Annotated in this window: 21 protein-coding genes and 1 other annotated feature; of the genes, 19 read left to right on the top strand and 2 right to left on the bottom strand. The window is 42.6% G+C overall.

The genetic code is table 11. The features are described 5' to 3' along the window. Position 1 precedes the first annotated feature (1 nt). From AAEM60_RS15895 to AAEM60_RS15885, 3 genes are read left to right on the top strand one after another with little or no spacing between them, the layout of a single operon-like run. The gene (locus tag AAEM60_RS15895) at positions 2 to 712 is read left to right on the top strand and encodes an ABC transporter ATP-binding protein (protein WP_299738656.1); all 711 of its coding nucleotides are present in this window, start codon (positions 2 to 4) and stop codon (positions 710 to 712) included. Beyond that, positions 712 to 1638 carry an ABC transporter ATP-binding protein gene (locus AAEM60_RS15890; RefSeq protein ID WP_299739644.1) on the top strand — a complete coding sequence of 309 codons (927 nt, stop codon included), beginning with the start codon at positions 712 to 714 and terminating at the stop codon, positions 1636 to 1638. The genes AAEM60_RS15895 and AAEM60_RS15890 overlap by 1 nt, the downstream gene beginning before the upstream one ends. After that, on the top strand, positions 1631 to 2581 hold the full coding sequence (locus AAEM60_RS15885; RefSeq protein WP_341356618.1) for an ABC transporter permease: 951 nt from the start codon (positions 1631 to 1633) through the stop codon (positions 2579 to 2581). Before AAEM60_RS15890 ends, AAEM60_RS15885 begins: the two co-directional genes overlap by 8 nt. 167 nt (positions 2582 to 2748) lie before the next feature. Here the strand turns inward: AAEM60_RS15885 and AAEM60_RS15880 are convergent, their stop codons facing one another. Further along, a complete protein-coding gene (locus AAEM60_RS15880) occupies positions 2749 to 3468 on the bottom strand; it encodes a protein-glutamine gamma-glutamyltransferase (protein WP_299738651.1) in 720 nt (239 codons plus the stop codon). A gap of 151 nt (positions 3469 to 3619) precedes the next feature. Between AAEM60_RS15880 and AAEM60_RS15875 the strand changes: the two genes are divergently transcribed. Beyond that, positions 3620 to 3754, top strand: coding sequence for a hypothetical protein (locus AAEM60_RS15875; protein WP_299738648.1), 135 nt, complete (start codon positions 3620 to 3622; stop codon positions 3752 to 3754). A 113-nt stretch (positions 3755 to 3867) separates the two neighbouring features. Here the strand turns inward: AAEM60_RS15875 and AAEM60_RS15870 are convergent, their stop codons facing one another. Then, complete coding sequence (locus AAEM60_RS15870) at positions 3868 to 5142, bottom strand: replication-associated recombination protein A (RefSeq protein WP_299738645.1); 1275 nt, start codon at positions 5140 to 5142, stop codon at positions 3868 to 3870. A 216-nt stretch (positions 5143 to 5358) separates the two neighbouring features. Between AAEM60_RS15870 and AAEM60_RS15865 the strand changes: the two genes are divergently transcribed. From AAEM60_RS15865 to mltG, 15 genes are all read left to right on the top strand, one after another. Next, positions 5359 to 5778 (top strand): Rrf2 family transcriptional regulator, encoded by a 420-nt coding sequence (locus tag AAEM60_RS15865; RefSeq protein WP_044339554.1) that lies wholly within the window; start codon positions 5359 to 5361, stop codon positions 5776 to 5778. Positions 5779 to 5790: 12 nt separating this feature from the next. Then, complete coding sequence (locus tag AAEM60_RS15860) at positions 5791 to 6933, top strand: cysteine desulfurase family protein (RefSeq protein WP_299738641.1); 1143 nt, start codon at positions 5791 to 5793, stop codon at positions 6931 to 6933. Between the two features lie 47 nt (positions 6934 to 6980). Beyond that, positions 6981 to 8096 carry a tRNA 2-thiouridine(34) synthase MnmA gene (gene mnmA, locus AAEM60_RS15855; RefSeq protein WP_299738639.1) on the top strand — a complete coding sequence of 372 codons (1116 nt, stop codon included), beginning with the start codon at positions 6981 to 6983 and terminating at the stop codon, positions 8094 to 8096. Between the two features lie 173 nt (positions 8097 to 8269). After that, positions 8270 to 8941 (top strand): tetratricopeptide repeat protein, encoded by a 672-nt coding sequence (locus tag AAEM60_RS15850; protein ID WP_341356617.1) that lies wholly within the window; start codon positions 8270 to 8272, stop codon positions 8939 to 8941. 17 nt (positions 8942 to 8958) lie between these two features. After that, on the top strand, positions 8959 to 11349 hold the full coding sequence (locus AAEM60_RS15845; protein ID WP_341356616.1) for an ATP-dependent RecD-like DNA helicase: 2391 nt from the start codon (positions 8959 to 8961) through the stop codon (positions 11347 to 11349). Positions 11350 to 11523: 174 nt separating this feature from the next. Continuing rightward, positions 11524 to 12120, top strand: coding sequence for a biotin transporter BioY (locus AAEM60_RS15840; protein ID WP_341356615.1), 597 nt, complete (start codon positions 11524 to 11526; stop codon positions 12118 to 12120). 17 nt (positions 12121 to 12137) lie between these two features. After that, entirely contained in the window at positions 12138 to 13139 is a 1002-nt protein-coding gene (gene bioB, locus AAEM60_RS15835; RefSeq protein ID WP_299738631.1) for a biotin synthase BioB, read from the top strand. Positions 13140 to 13342: 203 nt separating this feature from the next. Beyond that, positions 13343 to 13528: a hypothetical protein gene (locus tag AAEM60_RS15830; protein ID WP_034757353.1), complete on the top strand. Its 186-nt coding sequence runs from the start codon at positions 13343 to 13345 to the stop codon at positions 13526 to 13528. 6 nt (positions 13529 to 13534) lie between these two features. Next, the gene (locus AAEM60_RS15825; RefSeq protein WP_113971292.1) at positions 13535 to 13675 is read left to right on the top strand and encodes a YrzQ family protein; all 141 of its coding nucleotides are present in this window, start codon (positions 13535 to 13537) and stop codon (positions 13673 to 13675) included. Positions 13676 to 13984: 309 nt separating this feature from the next. Further along, the gene (locus AAEM60_RS15820) at positions 13985 to 15061 is read left to right on the top strand and encodes an AI-2E family transporter (RefSeq protein WP_341356614.1); all 1077 of its coding nucleotides are present in this window, start codon (positions 13985 to 13987) and stop codon (positions 15059 to 15061) included. Positions 15062 to 15137: 76 nt separating this feature from the next. Continuing rightward, positions 15138 to 15408 (top strand) — a binding site (T-box leader). A gap of 66 nt (positions 15409 to 15474) precedes the next feature. Beyond that, entirely contained in the window at positions 15475 to 18108 is a 2634-nt protein-coding gene (gene alaS, locus AAEM60_RS15815; RefSeq protein WP_299738620.1) for an alanine--tRNA ligase, read from the top strand. 83 nt (positions 18109 to 18191) lie between these two features. After that, complete coding sequence (locus AAEM60_RS15810; RefSeq protein ID WP_034757362.1) at positions 18192 to 18458, top strand: IreB family regulatory phosphoprotein; 267 nt, start codon at positions 18192 to 18194, stop codon at positions 18456 to 18458. A 3-nt stretch (positions 18459 to 18461) separates the two neighbouring features. Further along, positions 18462 to 18878 (top strand): Holliday junction resolvase RuvX, encoded by a 417-nt coding sequence (gene ruvX / locus AAEM60_RS15805; RefSeq protein WP_299738615.1) that lies wholly within the window; start codon positions 18462 to 18464, stop codon positions 18876 to 18878. A gap of 14 nt (positions 18879 to 18892) precedes the next feature. Further along, positions 18893 to 19183 (top strand): DUF1292 domain-containing protein, encoded by a 291-nt coding sequence (locus tag AAEM60_RS15800; protein ID WP_299738614.1) that lies wholly within the window; start codon positions 18893 to 18895, stop codon positions 19181 to 19183. 159 nt (positions 19184 to 19342) lie between these two features. Further along, positions 19343 to 20482: an endolytic transglycosylase MltG gene (gene mltG / locus AAEM60_RS15795; protein ID WP_299739642.1), complete on the top strand. Its 1140-nt coding sequence runs from the start codon at positions 19343 to 19345 to the stop codon at positions 20480 to 20482. Positions 20483 to 20576 lie beyond the last annotated feature (94 nt).

The raw sequence follows: 20576 nt of genomic DNA, 5'->3' as shown, positions 1-20576 counted from the left end.
GATGGTTGTGAAATTTGAAGGTGTAACCAAAAAATATGGAAATGAAATGGCCTTAAAGAATACGTCGTTTCAATTTGAAAAGGGTAAGATTTATGGTCTTTTAGGTCCGAACGGCAGCGGAAAATCGACCACTTTGAAGATGATCGCAGGTTTAGTTCTTCCGAGTGCAGGTACTGTGACCATGAACGGCAAGCCTGTTACCCGGAAACAAGCAAGTGAAGTGGCGTATCTTACTGAATTGGATATGTTTTACGAAGCATTTACCGTTGATGGGATGATCCGGTTTTACGCCTCTCAATTCTCAGACTTTGACTTGACCCGTGCTCATGAGTTAGTGGGATTTATGGAGCTGGATAGCAAGAAGAAGATCAAGCATTTATCGAAAGGAAATCGCGGCAGACTGAAGCTTGTTCTTGCCCTGTCCCGAAATACGGAGGTCCTGCTCCTGGATGAACCATTTTCAGGTTTGGATCCCATGGTAAGGGACTCCATCGTGAAAGGTCTCTTATCCTATATCGATTTCGGGAATCAGACAGTGATCATAGCAACCCATGAAATCGATGAAATTGAAGGGATACTTGATGAAGCGTTCATTATCAATGATGGAGAAATTAAAGGGCACTGTCAGGTAGAAGAGCTTAGAGAAATAGAAGGATTGTCAGTCCTGCAGTGGTTGAAACAAACAACGAAAAAAGAAGGGAAGATGAAGTGATGAAGACGGTTGTGCAATTACAGGGTGTCTCAAAAGTCATTAAAGGCAAGACCATTATCGATAATTTATCCTTTGATGTGTATGAAGGGGAAGTATTCGGTTTTCTGGGACCTAATGGAGCAGGAAAAACGACGACGATCCGAATGATAGTAGGACTAATGAATATTTCAAAAGGAGACGTCCTGATTTCTGGGAAGAGCATCAAAAAAGATTTCGAAGGTGCCATTAAGGATGTTGGTGCCATCGTTGAAAACCCGGAGCTCTATAAGTTCATGTCGGGATATCAAAACTTAAAACATTTTGCCCGCATGCAAAATGGAATCACCGAAGAAAGAATGAAGGAAGTCATCGAACTTGTCGGTTTAACAGACCGCATCAATGATAAAGTGAAAACTTATTCACTTGGAATGAGACAGCGCTTGGGTCTGGCGCAATGCCTGCTCCATAAACCAAAGCTCCTCATACTCGATGAGCCTACAAATGGACTGGATCCTGCCGGTATCCGCGAAATTCGTGCGTATATCAGAAAGCTTGCCCAGGAAGAGGGTATGGCGGTTATCGTATCGAGTCACTTATTATCTGAAATGGAAATGATGTGTGATCGTATCGGGATCATCCAATCCGGAAAGCTTGTGGATGTGCAGCAGGTGCGTGATTTTGTAGAGGGGTCAGAGCAGGTTTATCATTTTGAGGTAAATGATGCTGAAAAAATCCAAGCTGTACTGAAATTATTTGATCCAGCAATTAAATATGAAGCCAAGGGTTCGGAAGTTCAGGTAGCTCTAACAAAAGAGCAAGTCCCGAATGTCATTCGCGCTCTAGTGGAAGCAGATGTTCAAATTTATAGCGTTATGCCAATTGCCAAAACATTAGAAGACAGATTCTTAGAAATTACGAATGATAAAGGAGAGGTCGTGCATGCTTAGTCTTATCAGAAATGAATGGACAAAAATATTCAAGCGGGTCGGAACGTATGTAATGCTCGGATTACTTATTCTTATTATTGGTGTTACGGCTGCTTTCACCAAGTATGATGACGGAAAAGCAAAGGAATCGGAAAACTGGAAGCAGGAACTGACAGGACAAGTGGAAGCAGATAAGCAAATGTTATCTGAAAATCCAAGTATGAATAAGTTTATCGTGAAAGACACCGAAAGAAGGATTGCTATTAATGAATATCGAATTGAAAACGACATTCAGCCTAAAGTGAAAGAAACCGTTTGGACGTTTGTAGAAACGAATGCATTCTCCGTTCTTGTTGTAGGTCTGTTTGCCATCATCGTGGCAGCGGGAGTTGTGGCAAGTGAGTTCAGCTGGGGCACTATCAAGCTTTTGCTCATCCGCCCTATTTCCAGGACTAAAATCCTGTTATCTAAATATTTCACCGTCATTTTATTCGGAATGAGTATGCTACTTGTATTATTCGTTGTATCATTCCTGATCGGCCTTCTATTATTTGGCGGAACAGATCAATCAACTCATTTGGCGTATGTGGATGGAAAGGTAGTCGAACAAAATATTGTCGGGTACCTGATTAAAACATATTTATTGAAAACCATCGATGTCGTGATGATGGCTACGATGGCATTCATGATTTCGACCGTATTCAGAAGCAGCTCACTGGCTATCGGGATTTCCCTGTTTCTATTATTTGTGGGAGCCAATGCAACGAGCCTGCTCGCTCTTCGATTCGACTGGGCAAAATTCAGTCTGTTCGCGAACACAGATCTGACTCAATATACAGGTTTCACACCACCGCTAGTGGACGGCATGACCATGGGCTTCTCGATCACCATGCTCATCATCTACTTCATCATCTTCCAGCTGCTGGCCTTCATCGTCTTTAATAAGAGGGATGTAGCGGCATAGAAAAGCGGAGGCGGCTTGGTCAGACCCGACAAGCATAAGGCGAACATCCCGGAAAGGCGTCCTTTGCCTTTTTGGGAAGTTTGACTTATGCCCTCGAGGGTCTAGCCGCCGTAGCTGGACAACTAAAAAGCAACAAAAAGTGACGGACTCATCACAGTTCGTCACTTTTATGCATACCGGTATAAATCTGAGAACTTCAAACGGGTGACTTGTTGAAGGAGAAAGGCTGATTCGGTTGCATCTTTTTTTCGAAGAGTATTTAAAGCTTCTATCATTTCATCATGAGTCATGATTCCCACTCCGTGACCAAAATACTGATCCTCTTCTAAAAACACAGAATTTTCCCCCATCCATATCGGATCGTCATAATCAGGGTTAGAGAAATAATAAACATCCCCTGGAATATAGTCCACGCCTTCATAGGTGACCATGCTCATATCATCGTCATAATTGTGACCCCACACTAAAAGGGGGGAGAACAGCTGATTGAAATAAGAAGTCCTGATCGTATCAAGGATTGATTTATAGTAAATGAGGACAATGCTGGTGACACATTCGAAGCTATAGGCAGAGCTATTTGTGAATATATCTTCAATGGCCTCTGATGGAAGCTTCGAGTCGCGAAGCCTATATCCATATGGAGTCTTGATCCAAAAGGCAGAGTTGAAATAGGAATGTTCAAAAGCAGCGAATTTGGCGTCACCCTCATCCATGCTCCTTGCATTGGCAATGAATCGTTCCCGCATCTTCAACTCAAATATGAGCTCGCCTAAATTACGGTAACGATACTCCGTAGGACTGCTTTCCAGCGCTTTAACGATGCTTTTTTCTACAGGTGATAGATTCTGCAACCCATTACTTGACAATCCATTTTCAATGATAATCAATCCATACACCTCCAGGCTTTTTTACTAATGTATGATGGGGTGAGGAGATATGGGTATCAACAGTAGAAATTTTTTGAAAAGGTAAACTAGGATGGCTGTTTTTTACATGATTGGATAAGTCAAAAGTCTATCTTAGGAGGTTGTTCACAATTTGGAACAACAAAACGTGAATCTGGCACAAGTTCTGGTGAAAGTGGCACAACAAACTACAAATCTGGCACAAGTTTTGGTGAAAGTGGCACAACAACCGGAATTACCCCTTAATACCACCCGTCAATCCCTATAAATGGATGGGAAAGCAGTCCAAAAAACAAAAACCTGCCAAAAAGGATCGTCCTTTCAGCAGGTTTTGATAGAGAAATGCCAGTTTTGGGCCACAACGAGCCGCCTCCGGCTTTGTTATTTCATCTGCTTATTAATCTTTTCATACACCTGGGCAATCGCCTGTTCAAATTTCCCAGTCGATTTTGGAGTATAGTAGTTAGCATTTTTTAATTTGTCAGGTAAATAGGTTTGCGGTACCCATCCTGATTCATAGCTGTGTGGATACTTGTATTCGATTCCTCTTCCAAGTTCTTTGGCGCCTTGATAGTGAGCATCTTTTAAGTGATCCGGAACCTCGCCGCTTTTTCCTTTACGGATATCACCGAGTGCCAGGTCGATGGCCGTGATCGCCGAGTTCGATTTAGGTGAGAGACAAAGTTCGATGATTGCGTTGGCTAACGGGATTCTCGCTTCTGGAAATCCGATTTTCTCAGCAGTTTCGACTGCCGCCAATGTTCTTGGTCCTGCTTGAGGATTGGCAAGGCCGATATCTTCATAGGCAATCACCAATAGTCTGCGGGCGATGCTTGGAAGATCCCCGGCTTCAACGAGTCTGCCTAAATAGTGAAGAGCGGCATTCACGTCACTTCCACGAATCGACTTCTGAAAGGCACTTACGACATCATAATGGGCATCTCCATCTTTATCGTGAGAAAAGCTTTTCTTTTGAAGGCATTCTTCCGCAATGCTTACATCGATGCGAATGACCCCGTCCTCATCCGGTGAAGTGGACAGAACCGCCAATTCCAAAGCATTCAAGGAACTTCTGACATCCCCGAAGCTGCTGCTCGCAAAATGTTCAATCGCTTCGTCGGTCACATCAAGTGAATACTCCCCTAATCCACGTTCTCTATCTTCAATGGCTCGATTCAAGGCGACTTTCATTTCATCAATGGAAAGGGGCTTTAGTTCAAAAATTTGGCATCTGCTTCGTATGGCTGGATTGATCGCATGATAGGGATTGCTTGTTGTTGCCCCAATTAGGGTGATCATCCCGTTCTCTAAATAAGGAAGGAGAAAATCCTGCTTTCCTTTATCCAAGCGATGAACCTCATCTAATAGAAGAATTACTTTTCCCGACATTTTGGCTTCTTCCGCTACGATTTGAATATCTTTTTTATTATTGGTTACGGCATTCAGGGTCTTAAACCGGTATTTCGTACTTCCGGCAATGGCGCTCGCGATGGACGTTTTTCCAATCCCGGGTGGACCATATAAGATCATGGAAGAAAGCTGTTTTGCTTTTACCATCCTGTCTATGATCTTTCCTTCTCCAACTAAATGCTGCTGTCCGATGATCTCATCAATGGTTCTGGGTCTCATCTTAAAGGCAAGTGGTTTAATCGACATGAAACATCTCTCCAAACTGACGTTCTAGTTAGATTCACTTTATCATAGGAGGTTCTCATAAGGAAATATTGTGGCTGGGAAAAAGGAGGGAAGTGAATGAAGACGCCCTTTTCACAGTGAGAGGAAGGATATGCTATAATAACAAAAGTCAATATAGAAGAAAGATACGACTCATTTATGATTGTAACGTTATTAAATATATTAGAGGTGCTGGACATGAAGATATCTACTAAAGGCCGATACGGTTTAACGATTATGATTGAATTAGCAAAACGCCATGGTGAAGGTCCGACTTCACTTAAAACGATCGCGCAGCAGCATGAGCTCTCGGAACATTATCTTGAGCAGCTGGTGGCTCCCCTGCGTAACGGAGGACTTGTAAGAAGCATCCGGGGAGCATACGGCGGGTATGTCTTAGGACATGAGCCATCTGAAATTACAGCTGGGGATATTATCCGGATCCTTGAAGGGCCTATCAGTCCCGTCGAAGGGATTGAAGATGAAGAACCGGCAAAACGTGAGCTTTGGATCCGCATTCGTGATGCCGTGAAAGAAGTGCTCGACAATACAACGATAGAAGATTTAGCCAGTCATTCTGATGATGGTGAATCAGATGCATACATGTTCTATATCTAGGAGGTTACTATAATGGAAAGAGTGTATTTGGATCATGCTGCAACGTCCCCCATGCATCCTGAAGTGATTGAAGAAATGACTTCAGTGATGAGGGAGACCTTTGGTAATCCATCGAGCATTCATTCGTTTGGCCGTGCATCACGTCATCTTGTCGATCATGCACGAACCATCATTGCTCAAAGTATCCATGCAGATTACAATGAAATCATTTTTACAAGCGGTGGAACGGAAGCGGATAATTTAGCCATTATCGGTTCAGCCGAAGCGAATAAAGGTAAAGGGAATCACATCATAACCACACAAACAGAGCATCATGCTGTTTTACATGCATGTAAATTCTTAGAGTCCAAAGGGTTTGAGGTGACGTACCTGCCAGTAGATCGTAAAGGCAGGATATCGGTGGAGGAACTGCAAAAGGAACTTCGCGACGATACGATCCTCGTTACGATCATGTTTGGGAATAATGAGGTGGGGACGATCCAGCCGATTAAAGAGATTGGAAAACTTCTGCAGGATCATCAAGCTTATTTTCATACTGATGCTGTACAAGCTTTCGGATTAACAGAAATCGATGTGAAAGAGCTCGGGGTTGATTTGCTTTCAGTTTCAGGCCATAAGATCAATGGTCCGAAAGGGATCGGATTCCTTTATTTACACAAAAACATGGATCTGCAGCCTGGATTATACGGCGGAGAGCAGGAAAGAAAACGCCGTGCCGGTACAGAAAACGTCCCAGCCATTGTTGGACTGGGAAAGGCAGTAGAAATTGCTCAAAATGCGATAGAAGAGAAAATTTCCAAGTACTCTGGTTTCAAGGTCTTACTGAAAGAAACCTTAGCCGGCGCAGACATTGCCTTTGAGGAGAACGGATCTCTTGAGTATGGATTACCCCATGTGCTAAACTTAAGCTTTCCTGGCACGGATGTTGAGTCTATGCTGGTGAATTTAGATATGTCAGGTATTGCTGTATCAAGCGGTTCTGCTTGCACAGCTGGATCTATAGAGCCTTCGCATGTACTAGTCGCGATGTTTGGAAGTCAGTCTGAGAATACAAGGAACTCCATTCGTTTCAGCTTTGGTCAGGGCAATACGAAGGAACAAATTGTCTGGACTGCCCATGAAGTCGCAAAAATTGTAAAACGTCTAACATCTTAATATGTTCGTCTCAATTGGACGAATGAAGGAATAAGGAGGTGGCGTTAGTGAAAAAAGAACCAAAGGATACGAGAGTAGTCGTTGGAATGTCTGGTGGAGTGGATTCTTCCGTAGCCGCATTATTATTAAAGCAGCAAGGCTACGAAGTCATCGGGATTTTCATGAAAAACTGGGATGATACCGATGAAAACGGAGTATGTACGGCAACTGAAGATTACAACGATGTGATTCGAGTATGTAACCAAATTGGTATTCCTTACTACGCTGTGAATTTTGAAAAACAATACTGGGATAAAGTGTTTACGTATTTCCTTGACGAATATAAAGCTGGAAGAACACCAAACCCGGATGTGATGTGTAATAAAGAAATTAAGTTCAAAGCATTCCTTGATCATGCACTGAAACTTGGTGCAGATTATCTGGCAACCGGCCACTATGCACAGGTTGAATACCGTGATGGAGAATACAAGATGCTCCGCGGTGTCGACAACAATAAGGATCAAACGTACTTCCTCAATCAGTTAGGGCAGGAGCAACTTGAAAAAGTGATGTTCCCCCTAGGCGGCATCGACAAGAAAAAGGTTAGGGAAATTGCTAAGGAAGCGGGCCTTGCGACTGCTGCCAAGAAAGACAGTACGGGGATTTGCTTCATCGGTGAACGCAACTTCAAAGATTTCTTGAGCAACTATTTACCTGCCCAACCAGGAACGATGGAAACATTAGACGGTAAAGTGATGGGAAAACACGATGGATTGATGTACTATACGATTGGCCAACGCCATGGACTGGGTATAGGTGGGGCCGGAGAGCCTTGGTTCGCCATCGGGAAGGACCTTGAAAGAAACGTGCTCTATGTAGGTCAAAGCTTTGAGCATCCCGCCCTTTATTCAGATTCCATTCTCGCAACGGATGTTCACTGGACCTCGAATGGTGAGAAACCGGCTGAATTCGCCTGCACGGCAAAATTCCGTTACCGTCAGGATGATAACAACGTAACGGTCATTCCTTTAGAAGATGGTAAGGTGAAAGTCATCTTTGACGAGCCCATCCGTGCTGTCACACCAGGACAAGCGGTTGTTTTCTACAATGGTGATGAGTGTCTGGGTGGAGGAACGATCGATACCATTTACAAAGATGAGAAAAAACTTACCTATGTAGGGTAACACTGACCAAAGGACTGAGAAGAAGAGATGTGCAAACTCTCCTCTCTCAGTCCTTTTTTCATCATTGATCGATACCGAAATTGAAAGTCCCGTATGTTATACTAGTAACGATAAGTGAGAAAATCATTACTCAGCTTGCATACATAAATAAAGAAAATATAGAGGTGTTTGAATTGGATAAGAATTTAAAAGGAATTGAGTTATTGCAAGAAGGAAAAGTAGAAGAGGCTGTCAAACTTTTTACAGAAGCCATTGAAGTAAATCCAAAGGATCCGGTAGGGTATATAAATTTTGGGAACGTACTCATGTCGGTTGGAGACAACGAAAAGGCGAAGAAATTTTTTGAACGTGCAATCTCAATCGATGAGAATGCAGGGGCAGCCTATTATTCCCTGGGGAACCTGTACTTTAACGAGAATAACTTTGATGAAGCAAAGGATCAATTTGAAAAAGCTGTTTCAAAGGGAATGGAGAATGCCGATGTCTACTTTATGCTCGGAGTCAGCCTGTTCCAATTAGAGCAGCCGAGACTGGCTCTTCCTTACTTGCAACGAAGTGTCGAACTGAATGAAGAGGATACAGAGGCGCGCTTCCAGTTAGGTCTATGCTTAGCGAAGGTTGAAGCATACGAAGAAGCGATTGCGCAATTATCTCAAGTAGTGGAAGCAGATCCAACTCACGCAGATGCTTACTACAACTTAGGGGTTGCCTTTGCAGGTCATAAGGATGATGCAAACACGGCACTGATGTATTTCAACAAAGCAATCGAAGTTCAACCAGATCATATGCTGGCGGGTTATGGCATCAAGATGATCGAAAAGCTGAAAAATGAACAAAGTGAATAGTTAGGGGGTTCACTGATTTGAGCCAGCAAGATTCTTTAAAGCTGTTTGGTGAGGAAGAAATCTATATAAAAGGAAGGCATCTTGTCACGATTTTTCATAATGAGGAAAATCTCTATACCGTCGTCCGGATCCGGGTGGACGAAACGAATGATACTTATGAAGACAAAGAAGCGGTCGTAACCGGGAATTTTCCTAAGATTCATGAAGATGAGACCTACGTGTTTTATGGGAGGTTTCAAGATCACCCAAAGTTTGGCATGCAGTTTCATGCAAAGCATTTCAAGAAAGAAATCCCACAAACCACACAAGGTGTCGTCCATTATTTATCAAGTGATTTATTTAAAGGAATCGGGAAGAAAACAGCTGAGAAGATAGTGGAGCATATCGGGGAAAACGCCATAACCAAAATACTCGAAAATCCGAGCCTGCTGGATGAAATTCCAAAGCTTCCAAAGGAAAAGGCGAAAAGTATTTATGATACGCTTTCCGAGCATCAAGGCTTGGAGCGGGTCATGATCATGCTGAATGACCTGGGATTTGGCCCCCAAATTTCCATGAAGGTCTATCAAGCCTATAAAGAGCAGGCACTTGATATCATTCAAAATAATCCTTATAAGCTTGTGGAAGATATTGAAGGAATCGGCTTTACCCGGGCCGATGAGATTGGTTCTAAGATCGGGTTGACAGGCAGTCATCCCGACCGGATCAAAGCAGGCTGTTTATACACCCTTGAGCAAACATGTGTGAAGCAGGGCCATGTGTATCTCGAAGCAGAAGAACTCATTGTTACGGTGAAGGAGCTGCTTGAGAAAAGTCAGCCCGAAAAGGTCGATTACACTGAAATATCCAGTCAACTGGTTTCCTTGGAGGAAGAGGGTAAAGTCATTGGAGAAGGCACAAAGGTATATGTTCCTTCTCTTTACTTCTCGGAAAAAGGAATCGTGACAAACATTGAAAAGATTTTGTCTCAAACCCAATATAAAGATCAATTTCCTCAATCCGAATTTCTTCTATCACTTGGAGCACTGGAGGACCGACTGGGAGTTCAATACGCACCTTCACAAAAAGAAGCCATCGAAACAGCGTTGATGTCCCCCATGCTTCTGTTAACCGGAGGACCCGGAACCGGTAAGACGACCGTCATTCAGGGGATTGTGGAGCTGTTTGCGGATCTCCATGGCTGCTCCTTGGATCCCAAGGATTACAAGGATGAACCCTTTCCTGTCTTACTGACAGCCCCGACTGGTCGAGCGGCAAAGCGCATGACAGAATCCACGGGCCTCCCTGCCATGACGATTCACCGACTTTTAGGCTGGAACGGTCAAGAAGGATTTAAGAGTGATGAAGAACGGGCGATTGAAGGAAAGTTGTTAATTGTGGATGAAGTGTCCATGGTCGACACGTGGCTTGCCCATCAATTATTGAAGGCCCTGCCTGAGGATATTCAAGTGATACTTGTCGGGGATGAGGATCAATTACCGTCTGTCGGTCCTGGCCAGGTACTAAAGGACCTATTGAAATCGGAAGTGGTGCCAACAGTCAGGTTAACGGATATTTATAGACAGGAAGAGGGCTCCTCCATTATTGAACTTGCTCATTATATGAAAAGGGGACAGGTACCTCAAGACCTGACCAAACAGCAAAAGGATCGATCCTTCTTCCCATGCAGAACCAATCAAATATCCGAAGTCGTTCAAAAAGTCGTTGAGAACGCGAAGAAAAAAGGGTACTCCCCAAAGGATATACAGGTCCTAGCTCCTATGTATCGAGGCCCTGCAGGTATCGACCGATTGAATGAGCTTCTTCAGGAAATTTTCAATAGCAATGACGGTACCCGGAAAGAGATCGCCTTTGGAGATGTGAAATATCGTATTGGGGATAAGGTTCTTCAACTTGTCAATCAACCTGAAAACAATGTTTTCAACGGGGATATCGGTGAAATCGTCTCGATCTTTTATGCGAAGGAAAACACCGAGAAGCAAGATATGATCATTGTTTCATATGAGGGAAATGAGGTCACCTATACGAGGCAAGATCTCATGCAAATTACCCATGCGTATTGCTGCTCGATCCATAAGTCACAAGGAAGTGAGTTTCCCATTGTGATCTTACCTGTCGTGAAAAGCTATTATCGGATGCTGAGAAGAAATCTTCTTTACACTGCCATTACCAGGAGCAAGCAATTCCTCATTCTTTGTGGGGAGCTTGATGCTTTTACCCTTGGAGTAGAGAGGGAAGATGATTTTCTCCGCAAAACGACCCTAAGCGAGAAACTGAACGGTTTAACCGCTGCAGAAAACACGGCAGTTTCTCCTGAAGAAGGTTTACCCATTGAAGAAATCTTGCTGAATGAGGATCCAATGATTGGAATGGAAGGCATCAGTCCCTATGATTTCATGAAAGCATAAGGTCAACGAATGAATATTTCTCCTGTAGAAATTATTCCTTCGTTGACCTTTTTCTATTGGTTATTGCCATTAATGATCATGATAATTGTTAACTTAAAACAAAATAAAGTTGACATATATTTAAAGAAAGCGATATCCTTATCTTGTAGAAAAAAGACAGATGGGGGAAGACAGATGAACAGAAAATTAAGGACAATCGATCTTACACTGGCAGGGATGTTTGTTGCACTTATGGCGATAGGTGCCAACATCACGACATTCGTACCTTTTATGGTAGTGGGCGGTGTTCCCATTACGTTACAAACGTTCTTCGCCATTTTAGCTGGAGCGATTCTTGGAAGCAGGGTCGGGGCCATTTCCATGACAGTGTACGCACTGGTGGGACTCGTGGGTGTTCCGGTATTTGCACGATTTGGAGCAGGATTATCCTCTATTGTGAGCCCGACATTCGGATTTATCGTTTCGTTTATTCTTACAGCATACATTACAGGTAAAATCGTAGAAAAACATAAAGGAATCAAGGTCTACATTTTCGCGGCTCTAGTCGGGATGACTGTCAATTATGTGGTCGGTACGAACTGGATGTATGCAGCGTACAAACTTTGGGCTGCAGCTCCTGAAGGATTTACATATAAACTTGCATGGGCCTGGATGGTGGTACCTTTACCGAAGGATATCATATTAGCCGTGTGTGCTGGAATGATGGCTCATCGCCTTGAGAAATCGGTCCTGTCAAAGAGTACATTTAAGAATATAAAAAGAGCGGCATAAAAGGGGAGGAATTTCACATGAAAACGTGGAAGGAACTGGCACTTGGAGTGATTGAGGGAGAAGAAATCACAAATGAAGAGGCTTTATCGATTTTACAAAGTCCGGATGACGAGCTTCTGGAATTATTGCATAGCGCTTACCTGATTCGAAAACATTATTATGGAAACAAAGTGAAATTAAATATGATCATCAATACGAAATCAGGTTTATGCCCTGAAAACTGCGGCTATTGTTCACAGTCCATTGTTTCAAATGCTCCGATCGAGAAATATCGTATGGTGGATAAAGAGACAATATTAAAAGGAGCCCAAAATGCTCATCAGCTAAATGTGGGAACATATTGTATTGTGGCGAGTGGAAGGGGCCCGAGCAATCGTGAAGTCGATCATGTGGTTTCGGCAGTAAAGGAAATCAAAGAGCAGTATAACTTAAAAGTATGTGCATGTTTAGGCTTATTAAAAGAAGATCAGGCGAAACGGTTAAAGGAAGCAGGGGTGGACCGTTATAACCATAACATCAATACTTCAGAGAACCATCATGAAAACATCACCACTTCCCATACCTATGAAGACAGGGTGAATACCGTTGAACAAGCGAAAGCACAAGGGATTTCTCCCTGTTCCGGAATCATAGTCGGCATGAAAGAGACATTGCAGGATGTGGTTGATATGTCCCGCAGTTTAAAGGTGCTGGATGCCGACTCCATTCCCGTGAACTTCTTGCATGCTATAGATGGTACACCTCTTGAAGGAACAAACGACCTCGATCCGAGATATTGTTTGAAGGTTCTTTGTTTAATGCGTTTCATCAACCCGACTAAAGAGATCCGTATTTCAGGGGGACGGGAAGTGAATCTGCGCAGTTTACAGCCACTTGGACTTTATCCGGCCAACTCGATTTTCGTTGGTGATTACTTAACGACAGCCGGCCAGGAAGGCACAGCAGATCACCAAATGCTTGAAGATCTGGGGTTTGAGGTTGATTATGTGAAGGAAGTAAGTGAGCAGGCAACATCTTGAAAATCGAATAAGTAAATTTAGGTGGGTGCTTTGGAAAAGGTTACTCCTTATGAAATCAAGAAAATATCCCACACTATATAAGAACGGTGATTAAACATCGTTTGGGTGGATATTCTCATTGAACAAGTATAAAACGGGCTCGGATTGGTCATGATGGTAGGGAATACACACCAGGTTTGGTGTAATAGAGGTGAACCTTACCGATGAAGTGTCCAAATTGTCAGAGCAAAGATATTGGAAAGATCGGCATCAACCAATATTATTGTTGGGGTTGCTATATAGAGCTTTCCTTGTCAAAGGGAGTCATTCATACTCATCAAGTGGAAGAGGATGGATCACTGAGCTCCTTAGACGACTTGTTTGATGAGGAAGAACGCCGACTAAGCTAGGAAGAGGTGTCTTTCTTGAACAAAACATTTGCATCCATCGTTGGTTTTGGAGCAGGAATTGCGGCTTCCATCTATTCACAAAGATCCAATATGATGAACCAAAGACAAATGAAACGAATTCGTAAACAAGTAAAGAAACTTTTTTAACAGCTAAAAAGGCTGACTTTCGGGTCAGTCTTTTTTTATTTTCCTGGTTTTTCATATGAAGGAACTTAGATACAAAGAAAAATCACTAAATCTTTATTGATATAAGCAGCTGCTATTTGGATATCAGCGGAATTTTTGTTTTATCAGCGAAATTCCCGATATATCAGCGAAAAGACTCTCGCTCCTTACATCCCCACCGATTTAGTTCCAGATATGCCCTAGTCTCCCATCATGCTTTTGTTTATGTCCAATGAATAAAATACCCTCCTACATTCCAACACTAGGGAAGAAGAGAAGGAGGTGTTAATAATGGAAAAGAGACCCTATGCCAAATGGTTGTACCGACTTTCAATAGCTCTTATTCTTGCTTTATTCCTATATATTCTCTACTTATTAAAGCCTGTATGGCATCCGGTCCTGGAAGTATTGTTCTTTTCGCTTCTACCCTTCCTGATAGGGGGATTCATTGCCTATTTGCTTCATCCAATAGTAGAAAAAATCCATGAGGCGGGCATTCATAGAGGAATAGCGATCATGCTCATCTACATCCTTTTCTTTGGAGGATTAGGGTACGCGGTCTATAAGGGGACTCCGATCATCATACATCAGCTGAAAGATTTATCAGAGAATGCGCCACTTTTTACAAAACAATACCAGAGGTGGCTGGACTATGTGCAAAGCGAGACCTCCACTTGGCCAGACGGAATACAATCTCAATTAGAGGAAAGAATTGACGGGATCGAAGCCTGGTTGACGGGGCTTGTCGCAGTCGTTCTGGCCACTGTGATGAAGTTTATGAACAGCTTTCTGCTTGTTGCAATTATTCCCTTTGTATCTTTTTATTTATTAAAGGATATTACGAAAGTGAAAAAATTCCTGTGGCAGCTTACCCCTAAAAAATGGAGGAACAGCGCGATTTCATTTTCAAGGGATGTGGATGAATCGCTGGGAGGTTATATCCGGGGACAGCTTTTAGTTTGTTTGATCATTGGGGGACTTTCAGCATTAACACTCTGGTTAATCGGTATGAAGTATCCCTTGATCCTCGGATTGATCATTGGAGTAACCAATGTAATACCCTATTTCGGACCGATTATCGGAGCGGTTCCAGCTGCCATTGTGGCAAGTACGATCTCTGTCAATATGATGATATATGTCGTCATCATGGTCGTAGTTCTCCAATTCCTGGAGGGGAATATCTTATCGCCCCTCATTGTCGGAAAAAGCCTTCATATGCATCCACTGTTTATTATGGCTGCCCTTATCATTGGTGGTGAAGTAGGGGGTGTGATCGGCATGATTGTGGCAGTGCCTTTTTTAGCTGTGGTAAAAGTAGCGATTTTACATGGACGAACCCATTTCATTCATGCAGCAGGGGGAGATTAACTGAAAAAATAAGAATCAACATTGACAAATACAGTGAATATTTCTATAATCCAACATATACAAGTATTCGTATAAAATGAAAGCAATGAAGGATCGAGTACGTTATAGTCCATCTATCAGAGAGGGATTCCCCAGGCTGCAAGGGATTCCAGATGAAGGATAACCGAATGCTAATCCTGAGTGCAGGTAAAACCTGCCGTCTATCCGCGTTAAGGTGTTTTGAGGGATGAACAATAGAGAAATGCGAATAGGCTTCCTGAGAGGCAACAAGGAACTACGAGCCTCTAAGCCTGCACTTTCTTTGTTCATAACCAGGGTGGTACCGCGAGTTAGCTCTCGTCCCTGTTTTAGGGATGAGGGCTTTTTTGTATTCATTTTTAACCATACATAATCAATGAAGGAGGAAGTTTTACATGAACAAATTAACAGGCGCAGAAATTCGTCAAAAGTTTTTAGATTTCTTTCAGGAAAAAGGACATGGTGTAGAACCGAGTGCATCATTAGTTCCGCATGAAGATCCGTCCCTTTTATGGATCAATAGTGGAGTAGCTACATTAAAGAAGTATTTTGATGGACGTGTCATTCCTCAGAATCCAAGAATCGTGAATGCTCAAAAGTCCATTCGCACAAATGACATCGAAAATGTAGGGAAAACAGCACGTCATCACACGTTTTTTGAAATGCTGGGTAACTTCTCCATTGGTGAATATTTTAAAGTTGAAGCGATTGAATGGGCATGGGAATTTTTAACCGATGAAAAATGGATCGGGTTTGATCCCGAGAAGCTTTCCGTTACCATTCACCCTGAAGATCATGAAGCATTTGATATCTGGAACAAAAAAGTAGGCGTACCTGCTGAACGAATCATTCGTATTGAAGGGAACTTCTGGGATATCGGTGAAGGTCCAAGCGGCCCGAATACAGAAATTTTCTACGATCGCGGACCGGAATATGGGGAAAGTCCTGAAGACCCTGAATTATATCCTGGTGGAGAGAATGATCGTTATCTTGAGGTATGGAATCTTGTGTTCTCACAATTCAATCATAACCCTGATGGAACGTATACTCCGCTTCCCAAGAAAAATATTGATACCGGTATGGGACTTGAACGTATGGCATGTGTCGTACAAGAAGTACCAACAAACTTTGATACAGATTTATTTATGCCGATCATTTCTGCAACCGAAGAGATTTCCGGTAAGTCATACGGGAAAAACAGCGAGATCGATGTAGCTTTCAAAGTCATTGCCGATCATATCAGAACGGTTTCCTTCGCAATCGGTGACGGAGCCCTTCCTTCCAACGAAGGCCGTGGCTATGTATTAAGAAGACTGCTTCGCCGTGCGGTTCGATTTGCGAAGCAAATTGAAATCAATCGTCCGTTCATGTATGAATTGGTTCCGGTTGTTTCTGAAATCATGGTTGATTTCTACCCGGAAGTGAAACAAAAAGCGGAATTCATTCAAAAAGTGGTGAAAAATGAAGAGGATCGCTTCCATGAAACTTTAAACGAAGGGTTGGCTATTCTTTCTTCTATTATCAAGGTACAAAAATCTGCTGGGAATAAAGTGATTCCTGGTGAAGATGTCTTCCGTCTGTATGATACGTACGGTTTCCCGGTTGAATTAACGGAAGAATATGCAGAAGAAGAAGGATTGACGGTTGATCATGACGGTTTTGAAAGAGAAATGGAAGGTCAGCGTGAAAGAGCGAGGTCGGCTCGCCAGGATGTGGGCAGCATGCAAGTGCAAGGAGGAATCCTAAGTGACATCACGGTAGAAAGTCGCTTTGTAGGATATGACACATTAGAAACGACTGCTACAATTCTTGAACTGTTGGTTGATAATGAACGTCAGCCGAAAGTCGATAAAGGACAGGAATGCCAATTTATTCTGGACCAGACACCTTTCTATGCAGAGAGCGGAGGACAAATCGGCGATAAAGGATACATTGAAGCTATGGGCGTGAAAGTATTTGTGACAAACGTGAAGAAAGCCCCTAACGGCCAAAACCTTCATTCTGCCATCGTTGAAGAGGGCACACTAGAGCAAAATGCACAGGTGCTTGCAAAAGTGTCCCGTGAATCCAGAACAAAAGTGGAGAAGAACCACACGGCGACGCATATCCTTCATCAGGCATTGAAAGATGTCCTTGGAGATCATGTCAATCAGGCAGGTTCTTTGGTGGAACCAGACCGTCTGCGATTCGACTTCTCTCATTTCGGTTCTGTTTCCCAGGAAGAGATTGAGCGAATCGAAACCATCGTCAATGAGAAGGTCTGGAAGGCTATTTCAGTTAACACAGCTCTTAAATCACTATCAGAGGCAAAAGCGATGGGAGCGATGGCTTTATTCGGAGAAAAATACGGCGAAGAGGTTCGCGTTGTATCGATTGGAGAGTATAGCTTAGAGCTTTGTGGTGGTTGCCATGTTTCGAACACGTCTGAAATCGGGTTATTTAAGATTCTTTCAGAAGGTGGGATCGGAGCAGGTACGAGAAGGATTGAAGCTGTTACAGCGGAGAATGCTTACAAAGTGTTGAATGATCAGGTTACTCAACTGAAGGAAGTAGCAGGCAAACTTAAAGCGAATCCTAAAGAAGTCGTCAACCGAGTGGACTCTTTATTAGTTGAAATGAAAGAGCTTCAGAGAGAAAATGAATCATTATCCGCAAAGTTGTCTAACATAGAAGCAGGCAGCTTAACGGATCAAGTCAAAGTCATTGACGGGGTGAATGTTCTTTCCGCGAAGGTGGCTGTGGGAGATAGCAATGGATTACGTACAATGATGGATGATCTTAAACAGAAATTGGGCTCAGGGGTTATTGTATTGGCAACAACTGGTGACGACAAAGTTACGATCATTGCAGGAGTTACGAAGGACTTAGTCGAAAAAGGATATCATGCTGGAAAACTTGTTAAAGAGGTAGCTTCACGCTGTGGTGGTGGAGGCGGTGGCCGTCCGGACATGGCTCAAGCCGGGGGTAAACACCCGGAAAAAGTGGAAGAAGCCCTGCAATTTGTAGAAGAATGGGTCAAATCCATTTAACTCCTTGTTAAAGTGGTGTACAATGTAGGTAACGATTAACAATTCGGTTGTCAAAAAGACAAGCCTGAAGAGAGGTGCTAAAAATGAGTTCTTTTGACAAAACGATGCGGTTTGATTTTTCAGAGGAGCCGTTCGAACATGACGTGAAGGAAGTACTCCTGCAGGTTCATGATGCTCTTCAAGAAAAAGGGTACAACCCGATCAATCAAATCGTAGGGTACTTATTATCTGGAGATCCTGCTTACATTCCTAGACATCAAGATGCCAGAAATATCATCCGCCGTTTAGAACGTGATGAGATCATCGAAGAATTAGTCAAATCGTATTTGAAACAGCACAAAGAGGGATAATACATGCGCGTAATGGGTTTAGACGTCGGTTCTAAAACAGTGGGAGTCGCAATTAGCGATGAGCTTGGTTGGACCGCTCAAGGGATTGAAACGATTAAGATTGACGAAGATCAAGGTGTGTTCCGGATCGACCGATTAAAGGAACTTGCCGAGGAATACCAAGTGGATACAGTTGTAGTCGGATTGCCTAAAAATATGAACAACTCAATTGGTCCCCGGGGTGAAGCGTCTAAAGCTTATGGAGAGTTAATTCATCAGGAATTATCCCTTCCCGTTAAATATTGGGATGAGCGACTAAGTACAATGGCAGCGGAACGAGTCCTTTTAGAAGCCGATGTAAGTAGGAAGAAACGTAAGAAAGTAATTGATAAAATGGCTGCGATGATGATCCTTCAAGGATATCTTGACAGCCAAAAATAATGAGGTGAATGTTCATGGAACACGGAGAAAAACAAATTACAGTAGTTGACGAACAAGGAAATGAACAATTATGCGAGGTTCTTTTCACGTTTGAATCAGATAAATTCGGAAAATCTTATGTACTATATTATCCACTGGGAGCAGATGAGAACGACGAAGAAGAAATCGAAATCCACGCGTCTGCATTCCTTCCGGGAGACGAAGGCCAAGAAGGCGAATTAAAGCCGATTGAAACAGAAGAAGAGTGGGACATGATCGAAGAAATGTTAAACACTTTCTTAGACGAAGAAGAAGAAGCTGAATAAGCGTTAATTTTTCATACGAAACAGGGACCGCAAAAAGGGACAAAAAACTTACCTTTTTGCAGGTCCCTGTTTCACTTTGTGCAAAATATTGTATAATAGTGAAGATGATGTCGAATTACGCCCAACGGATATCCCTTTTTTTGCTCGAAAGGGGGAAATATAGCTTTGGAAAAAAATAAAAACATAAAAGAAACGCTTATGAAAAAACTGCTGGAGAGACAAGAGGAGGCTAAGGTCATTAGAAAAATAGTAGGTCTTGTCATTCTTTGTCTTGTCATCGTTATTGGAGGAACGGCCATCGGTGGATACCTTTATGTGAATTCAGCATTAAAACCCGTCGATCCGGACAACACTAATCCAGTGAAAGTCGAAATACCTATAGGCTCTGGAGTTACTTCCATCGGAAACATTTTGGAGGAAAAAGGAATTGTCAAGAATTCAACGATCTTTAAATACTATGTAAAATTTAATAATGAATCCGGTTTTCAGGCAGGTTCCTATGACTTGACACCTTCCATGACGTTAAATGAAATTGTTAATAGTTTAAAAACAGGGAAGGTAATGAGAAAAGCAGAGTTTAAGATTACCATACCTGAGGGACTTCAATTAGATCAAATCGCTGAGATCATAGCTGATAAGTCCCCTTATGAGAAAGAAGAAATTGAAAAAAAATTAAATGATAAGAAATGGCTCGAGCAATTAAAACAGGAATATCCGGCACTGATAACTGATGAAATATTAAATAAAAAAATTAAACGTCCGTTAGAAGGATATCTATATCCCGCGACATACCCTTTCTATGAGAAGAAGCCTTCCTTAGAAGCAATCTTAACGAAGATGATTGCACAAACGAACGAAGTCCTCGCTCAATATGAGGGAGCGATGGCAGATAGGGAATACACGGCCCATGAGCTTCTGACGTTATCTTCCCTCATTGAAGAAGAAGCAACAGAAAAAGCGGACAGAGGAAAAATCTCAAGTGTATTCTATAATCGTATAGAAGAGGATATGCCCCTTCAAACCGATCCAACGGTGCTTTATGCATTAGGGAAGCATAAAGATAGAACCGTATACAAAGATCTTGAAGTGGATTCACCTTATAACACATATAGAGTGAAGGGGTTACCGCCCGGTCCGATCGCGAACGCCGGTGTGTCTTCGATTGAAGCGGCTTTAGAACCGGAGGATACAGAGTATTACTATTTCCTGGCTTCTTCCAATGGATCCGTTTATTATTCTGAAACATTAGAAGAGCATAATGAAAAAAAGGCGAAGTACATTACAAACAAAGAAGAATAGCGGGGTGAGAAGAGGAAAGAAAGATTCGCTTTCCTCTTCTCTATGTGATAAAATAGTACAAGTTATTTTTTATACGGGCGTTATCTTTATGAAG

This window comes from Rossellomorea sp. y25, from assembly GCF_038049935.1.
GTDB lineage: Bacteria > Bacillota > Bacilli > Bacillales > Bacillaceae_B > Rossellomorea.
Note: the sequence above shows the minus strand (reverse complement) of the source record. Positions and strands in the feature narration are given on the sequence as shown.

Bases quoted from the DNA above. Each gene is read 5' to 3' on its own strand.
- bioB (WP_299738631.1), top strand. From the start codon at position 12,138: ATGAAAACGTGGAAGGAACTGGCACTTGGAGTGATTGAGGGAGAAGAA.
- AAEM60_RS15860 (WP_299738641.1), top strand. From the start codon at position 5,791: ATGGAAAGAGTGTATTTGGATCATGCTGCAACGTCCCCCATGCATCCT.
- AAEM60_RS15840 (WP_341356615.1), top strand. From the start codon at position 11,524: ATGAACAGAAAATTAAGGACAATCGATCTTACACTGGCAGGGATGTTT.
- AAEM60_RS15895 (WP_299738656.1), top strand. From the start codon at position 2: ATGGTTGTGAAATTTGAAGGTGTAACCAAAAAATATGGAAATGAAATG.
- AAEM60_RS15800 (WP_299738614.1), top strand. From the start codon at position 18,893: ATGGAACACGGAGAAAAACAAATTACAGTAGTTGACGAACAAGGAAAT.
- AAEM60_RS15865 (WP_044339554.1), top strand. From the start codon at position 5,359: ATGAAGATATCTACTAAAGGCCGATACGGTTTAACGATTATGATTGAA.
- AAEM60_RS15870 (WP_299738645.1), bottom strand. From the start codon at position 5,142: ATGTCGATTAAACCACTTGCCTTTAAGATGAGACCCAGAACCATTGAT.
- ruvX (WP_299738615.1), top strand. From the start codon at position 18,462: ATGCGCGTAATGGGTTTAGACGTCGGTTCTAAAACAGTGGGAGTCGCA.
- AAEM60_RS15810 (WP_034757362.1), top strand. From the start codon at position 18,192: ATGAGTTCTTTTGACAAAACGATGCGGTTTGATTTTTCAGAGGAGCCG.
- AAEM60_RS15885 (WP_341356618.1), top strand. From the start codon at position 1,631: ATGCTTAGTCTTATCAGAAATGAATGGACAAAAATATTCAAGCGGGTC.
- AAEM60_RS15820 (WP_341356614.1), top strand. From the start codon at position 13,985: ATGGAAAAGAGACCCTATGCCAAATGGTTGTACCGACTTTCAATAGCT.
- AAEM60_RS15830 (WP_034757353.1), top strand. From the start codon at position 13,343: ATGAAGTGTCCAAATTGTCAGAGCAAAGATATTGGAAAGATCGGCATC.
- alaS (WP_299738620.1), top strand. From the start codon at position 15,475: ATGAACAAATTAACAGGCGCAGAAATTCGTCAAAAGTTTTTAGATTTC.
- AAEM60_RS15890 (WP_299739644.1), top strand. From the start codon at position 712: ATGAAGACGGTTGTGCAATTACAGGGTGTCTCAAAAGTCATTAAAGGC.